The sequence below is a fragment of the bacterium genome, from assembly GCA_012517375.1.
GTDB lineage: Bacteria > Hydrothermota > Tepidihabitantia > B3-TA06 > B3-TA06 > JAAYVC01.
This window is the reverse complement of the sequence record JAAYVC010000062.1, coordinates 1-6,858: the sequence shown is the minus strand read 5'-3', so window position 1 is coordinate 6,858 and position 6,858 is coordinate 1. Positions and strand designations below refer to the sequence as shown.

Genomic DNA, 6,858 nt, shown 5'->3' with positions numbered 1-6,858 from the left:
GCCGCCGCAAGCGCCATCACTACTGCGGCAAGGATGAGGGCTTTATTCCTGCCCATTGTTTCTCCTTTGTTTATTTTACAATGATTTCTCAGGAACCCTGTCAATCCTGTCTTGCCCTCGGCAACATAATTATAGAAAAAACCGCATGTCAAGTCTTTTTACGCCAAAAACATTCCGTTCTATCCAGCCTGTCGTTGCCTCTTGACACGCACCCATGTTGGCGTAGAGTAATCCAGAGGATAGCGTGAACAAAACCTCTCAAGGTCGAATCATGGGTCGCGAAGACCAAAGGAGCGGTGCATGAAATCAGAAAAAAGTGAGCATACAATAATAACGGACGTGGGCTCGACAACGACTAAAGCCCTTCTCCTCAGCAAGAAGGGCCAGGCGTATACCATTCGAGCCCAGTACGAGGTTCCGACAACGGTCGAGAAGCCGTTTGAGGACGTGAAGATAGGCGTCATATCGGCAATAAAGGAACTCGAGAAGGCGGCGAAGCTCAAGCTCCTCGATTCAAAGGGCAAGATGCTCTACCCTTATCTCACCACCAGCTCGGCAGGCGGCGGGCTTCAGATGCTCGTGTTCGGGCTTTCGGCTGTCGAGACTGGCAGGGCGGCTCAGATGACCGCCTACGGAGCGGGCGCGGTCATTCTCAAGACCCTCACTATAGACGATTTGATACCTCTTGTAGAGAAGATGCGGCTCATACGCGACCTTCACCCCGATATCGTACTAATGGCGGGCGGTGTGGATAACGGCGCTATCTCAGGCGTCGTAAGCCTTGCAGAGATACTGACGCTTGCAGAGCCGGAACCCAAGTTCAGGCAGTCGGAGAAGATACCGCTCGTCTTCTGCGGAAACGTACAGGCTCAGAAGTTCGTGCTCAAGGTTCTTGCAGAGCGCTTCGACGTCTATGTCACCCCCAATATCCGACCTTCCATGAAGGAACTCAACACCGAGCCTGCGAAGCGCAAGGTGCACGAACTGTTCATGGAAAACGTGATGGAGCGCGCGCCCGGCTATGCAGGTCTCAAAAAATGGGCTGCTTCAGACATCATCCCTACGCCTGCAGGCGTCGAACGAATACTCAAGCTTTATGCTGAGAAGAAGAGCGAGAATATACTGGCGGTCGATATCGGCGGAGCAACAACCGATATCTTCTCCAACATAATGGGAGAATACCACCGCACGGTTGCTGCAAACATCGGCGTAAGCTACTCCTTATCCAACATCCTTGCCGAGGCAGGAATCGAGCGGATATTGCAGCACCTTCCCTCCTCCTACACCCAGACCGATGTACGCAACTACATCACGAACAAGACCTTAAATCCTACCTACGTCCCGGTAAACGACTGCGAAAGGTTCGTAGAACAGGCGGCGGCAATAGAGGGGATCCGTATCGCGTGGAAGCAGCACAAGGATATGAACTTCAAGCTCGCAAAGATGGGCAGGCTGGACAGGCGCAAGCTTCGCAAGGACGTAGATCCGTTCGAGGAGCTTTTCTTTCTCAAGGAGCAGGTATACTTCCAGCCCAAGGATATTGATGTGATCGTGGGCGCTGGCGGCATACTATCGCACGTAAAATCTAAAGATGAGGCTCTGTGGATACTGGCTGAAGGATTCCTGCCTTCGGGTGTTACCAAGCTCGCGCTCGACAGCAACTTCAAGAGCCCCCATCTGGGCGTCCTGTCAAAACTCGAGCCCACCCTTGCCCTGGACCTCTATTCGAGCGAATGTCTTGAAGAGATAGGCTACGTGATTGCGCCTGTTGGGAAGCTCAAACCGAACAAGGTCGCACTTACAGTAACGGACAGGGACGGTGAGCGCTACGAACTCAAAGCTGGCGACGTGCTCTATCTTGACAGACCGGGAGAGCTAGAGATCACCGCTTCTAAGGACGTTTGCCTTGCCTCAAGAATCGGAAACATGAGACTTAAGACCAAACTCGGCGTGCTCATCGACTGCCGGGGCAGGGGCGAGGGGATGTTAGATGCATCCCTTGCTTCCAAGGGTATATGGGACTTCTTTCCGTCCGGACCCTTCAAAACGAAGGTGCAGAAGGGTGCATCACAGATAGTCAGGGGCGAATACGCAATCGAGCGTAAGCTGCCATATGAAGGCGAGATATTCGTACGCACGGGCGAGAAGGTCGCCCCGGATACAGTAATAGGCGAAAACCGCTTCGGCCCGCCTAAGCTCTACCTGCTCGATATCAGGCGCATGATAAGCTACTCGACCCACATCACCGACGAGGAGGTCCGCGAAGGCATCCTTGTCAAGGTGGGCGATCGTGTAACCTACGAACAACCAATATTTAAAGGCGAAGGCAAACTCCTTCACGTTCCCTATTTTCTCCGCTCACCCGTTCGTGGAACTGTAACGCAAGTGGAGCCTTCGGGTCTAATCATCCTACGCGAGATACAGGACTACGACGGCAAGCCGCACGTGGTAGACGTTGCAAAGGCGACTGGCGAGTCCCCATCTCACATAAAATCATACCTTAAGGTTTCTTTGGGCGACTTTGTCGAGAAGGAAAACGTTATTGCCAAGAATATCTCAAATGGTGTATTCGTGAAGTCGCCAGCCACGGGAACGGTAAAAGAGATAGATACCCAGAAAGGCACGGTAACAATCCAGTACGATCTTGCACCTATTTCAACTAAGTCGTTCGTAGCAGGGAAGATATCAAAGGTAAGACCCGGCTCAGGCGTTCAGATAAAAGGTTCTGGGACAATACTTTACGCAATAATCGGATTCGGGCGCGAAGCCTCCGGTCGGCTCTCCATCCTTAAGGTCCCGTCGGCACTCGAGCGTTCGCATAAAAGCGCCGTTGTCGTCTCCCTCAAACACATAGACGAGACTTTCCTCCGCAAAGCCGCAGAGGTCGAGGTTGCAGGCGTCATCGCGCCCTCGCTCGACAACCAGGACTGGGTGCGGTTTTACGGCTCGGAGATGGGCGTCGCTCTAACGGGCGACGAGCAGGTTCCCTTTGCCCTTATCCTGACAGAAGGATTCGGACGCATAGACATGAATGCCAAGTATGCAAAGTTCTTCGAGAAAGCCGAAGGCAAGCAGGCAAGCGTTTCGGCGCGCACTCAGATTCGCGCAGGCGTTACGCGGCCGATGGTAATTGTGACCCAATAAAAATTGCTCCGCAATTTTTATTGGGAACCTTGTTAACGCTTATTGCTTTTTTGCTACACTCAAGCGTTAAATAACCCGGTATGGGTTTTAAAAGGAGGAACAGGTGAAAAGAACAAGCATCCTTGCAATAATAACCTCAATCATCCCGCTCGTAGCCTTCGCGCAGGTGAAGGAGGAGTGGCTCTTTATATCGATCAAGTAAGCAAATTCGACTGGGCGGTGAACATAGCGGTTGACGCTAAGGGCAACGTATATGTAACAGGCACTCTCTGGATTCAATCACGCAAAACGACTACTGTACATTGAAGCAGAGCCAGATTAAAGGCCCTTGACAAGTCACAATTTTTTTTATTTAACGCTTGACATAAACTAAAAAAATAACATAATCACTAAATGAAGATTCTCGTTATCGGCGGAACCGTGTTTCTTGGCCGGCACATCGTGGATGCGGCGCTTGAGCGCGGGCACGAGGTGACGCTCTTCAACCGCGGTCAGCACAACCCCGACCTTTTTCCCAAGGTAGAAAAAATAAAGGGCGACCGTACGGTCGATCTCTCCCCTCTCCGGAGCCGCACATGGGACGCCGTCATAGACACATGCGGGTACGTGCCCCGTAGCGTAAAAAAGTCCTGCGAGGCGCTGCACGACTCGGTCTCATTGTACGTATTCATATCCACCCTCTCCGTATACGCCGATATGAGCCGCAAGAACATGGACGAGCGGTCGGCTCTAGCCGCAATTCCAGATGAAACGGTAGAACAGGTTACGGATGTTACGGGTGTTACGGGTGTTACGGGTGAAAACTATGGTGCCCTTAAAGTTCTTTGCGAAAAAGAGGTCTTGAACGCTTTCCCTGATAGAGCGTTCATTCCGAGACCCGGACTCATAGTGGGACCGCATGACCCAACCGACCGCTTTACATACTGGCCGGCCCGCATCTCGAAACAAACAAGGGTTCTGGCGCCCGAACCACAGGACCTCGGAGTTATGTTCATAGACGTACGCGACCTTTCGGAATGGATTATCTCTATGGTAGAGCGCAATCAGAGAGGCATATACAACGCCGACGGTCCGGACTACACGCTCAGCATGAAGGAGTTTCTGGATGCGTGCGTGAAGGTGTCGTCAAGTAATGCCGAGCTTTTGTGGGTGGCCGCAGAGTTTCTTTTAGAAAGGGACGTGCAGCCGTGGGAAGGACTGCCCCTGTGGCTGCCCGGGGACGATGGTGCAGGCATGTCGAGTTTCAACATACGAAAGGCTCTCGGTGAGGGCTTGAAATTCAGGCCGCTTGAGCGTACAATAGCGGATACGCTCGAATGGCATTCAAAAAGACCGTCCAGTACCGTTCTCAGAGCCGGCATCAGTCTTGAAAGGGAGGAGGAGCTTCTTGAGGAATGGACCAGACTCCATCCTCAAGTTAAAACGTGAAATAAAGTACTTCTTTAGACCTTGGCGCAACAATAAAGGGGCGGGCAAAGCCCGCCCCTGAGCTTTTAATACAGTTCTCAATCCCCGCATTCATCGAGACCAAGCAGACGACCGGCTTGACAGGTAATTATTCCCGCTTAATATATACACATGGAGATGATAAAGGCAGGGAAGTTCCATCTCATAAATATATATCGGAATCGGGTAGCTGCTTGTCGCCGGATATTCAGGGGCAAAAGGAATTTCCCTGCTCAACTGCAAAGTCTGGATGATTGATGATTAGCTTTCTTATCCTTGTGCTTATTTCCGGCATACCCAAGCCGGATATAGTTTCTGTCGATTACGGCAGCGTGCAGGCAGGCGTGGGTTACGCTTGGAATTTCTCTGATGTAGATAAAATGGGTCTCTTCATGCGACCGGATTTCGGTCTCTCTTTGGGGCAATTAAGATGCTATTGGGGCAAGAAGCTTGCTTTCGCAGCCGGGGTTGAGCTTTTTCGAATGGAAAGAGGATTTTCGTCAGCTCCGGGGCGCCATTATTATTTCTTATTTTCAGAGTTGTTGATGCCTCAGGTGGGCGTCTCTTATATATTAGGGCCTTCACGCGCGCGTCTTTTTAACGGTGGTTTAGAGTTTGGCGACAGTTACGTCCCGAGACTGGACCTCGTTTGCGGATTCAGCCCGGTGGATATTACGTTTATAAGAAATCAAACATTCAGCCCGACTTTACGAATTGAGGCCAGATTAATCCTTAATCGTACTTTTCAGGTTCTTCTAGAGAATCGCAACATGTTGGCTCCCGGAGAAAAGTGCAATACCCTTCACTTATCCTTGGCATTTGCCTTGGGCAGGGATATTATAAAGCCCGAAGAAGGTATACCCGAATAAAACTGGTCGCAGCCTCATCATGCCGCAAGAACAATACAGACCATTGTTGACATTCCCCTATTACGTAATAAAATTCAGATATCGTTGCCGACGTAGCTCAGTGGTAGAGCAACGCTTTCGTAATTCTTTCCTGAGTATTTTGGCTACTTTCCCGTAAGCTTTGAGACAGGTCGACTTACAAACAACCAGCGTGTTTAATGGACTTAGAGGGTAAGTCTATCCTTTTCATGCAGTTCATGGATTACACCGATTTCACAGAGTAGAACAGAAAGGTGGCACAAAAATGGCACAATTCGCCTAGAGAATTTGTAGGAAAGGAAAATCAAGTTGTTTCTTTTGAAGTCTTCTCAGTCAAGAGTTTAGATCAAAGCTAGTGGTTATGCTCTTTGATTACAGTTGAATAACGATTCCACTCTCGCCGCGAAACAAGACTAGTGAAATTGAGTATGTCAAACGTCTCTCATGGTTTAGTTGGTCGGGTTCAAGAATAGTGATAATATCAGAGGCTAGCTAAGAGAACTTAAGCATTATGTGATTAAGCATAGGTCAACCCCTCCTATGGAAAATTGTCAGACATCCAGCATTCGTTTGAACCACTTAACTAGATTGACAGCTCTAGATGATTTGGAATTTTCGAAGGTTTCCTTTGCATCGGCAAGTAATTGTTTCATCTTTTCTTTATTCCCATTTTTCTTGAACTCAATCAGGGCCAAGACTATGTTTGTGTAACCGATTTGTTGATCATTGCTCAATCTACGGTAGTTCTCATGAGAAAGCCTAACCCTTTTCTCGAGATAATCTAAATCTAGACTTCGCTTAAGGAAAAGTTGAACTTCAACCAATCTGAGACGATAGAAATCATGAGTTCCAGAATCACCTCTTACCTCCATTGCTTTATTATAGTAAGTCTCAGCTTTCACGAGTAGAGGTCTTGCCAGAGTTGATTTCAAACCGAAGAGAAAAAGAATAAATCTAGCAACACTATGGAATATATCCCCAAGGTAAAAGTATATTATCCACCGAGGGTCCTTTGATTGATGCTTGCCGGATCCGTAATCCAGACCCACGCTTGGGAAATCGGACCTCTTAAGTTGGGAAAACATTTCTTCAGTCAGATGTAATAATCGTCTACCCTTAAGGATTTTCCATAATGCAAAAAACCAACGGATTGGATTCAATATCTCCGATTTCTTCTTGAGCATCTTGAAATGGAAGAGTTCCAAGAAAGCGATCTGGGCAGTGCCTTCTGCTCGATAATTGTAGTGCGACCCATTTGTCAAGACAGATTTGAGGTAAAATGAGTTTAGAGATTTCACATTGCTTCCTTAAGAACTTGCTGGGAGTAAAGGGCCTCGAACTCCTCCGGACTCCTGTATCCCAGGCTGCTGTGCACGTATAG

5 protein-coding genes are annotated in these 6,858 nt (G+C 49.1%); 4 read left to right on the top strand and 1 reads right to left on the bottom strand.

Features of this window, described 5'->3' with window-relative positions:
- The first annotated feature begins 300 nt into the window (after positions 1–300).
- The 4 genes from GX441_06880 (at position 301) to GX441_06865 (ending at position 5,459) form a co-directional block, all read left to right on the top strand.
- Positions 301–3,144 (top strand): hypothetical protein, encoded by a 2,844-nt coding sequence (locus tag GX441_06880; GenBank protein NLI98368.1) that lies wholly within the window; start codon positions 301–303, stop codon positions 3,142–3,144.
- A gap of 177 nt (positions 3,145–3,321) precedes the next feature.
- Positions 3,322–3,450: a hypothetical protein gene (locus GX441_06875; GenBank protein ID NLI98367.1), complete on the top strand. Its 129-nt coding sequence runs from the start codon at positions 3,322–3,324 to the stop codon at positions 3,448–3,450.
- Positions 3,451–3,537: 87 nt separating this feature from the next.
- The gene (locus tag GX441_06870) at positions 3,538–4,572 is read left to right on the top strand and encodes an NAD-dependent epimerase/dehydratase family protein (GenBank protein NLI98366.1); all 1,035 of its coding nucleotides are present in this window, start codon (positions 3,538–3,540) and stop codon (positions 4,570–4,572) included.
- A 275-nt stretch (positions 4,573–4,847) separates the two neighbouring features.
- Positions 4,848–5,459, top strand: a complete 612-nt coding sequence (locus GX441_06865) for a hypothetical protein (protein ID NLI98365.1) — start codon at positions 4,848–4,850, stop codon at positions 5,457–5,459.
- Between the two features lie 569 nt (positions 5,460–6,028).
- On the opposite strand, the gene GX441_06860 is transcribed toward GX441_06865, so the two are convergent.
- A complete protein-coding gene (locus tag GX441_06860; protein NLI98364.1) occupies positions 6,029–6,775 on the bottom strand; it encodes a hypothetical protein in 747 nt (248 codons plus the stop codon).
- Between the last annotated feature and the right edge of the window lie 83 nt (positions 6,776–6,858).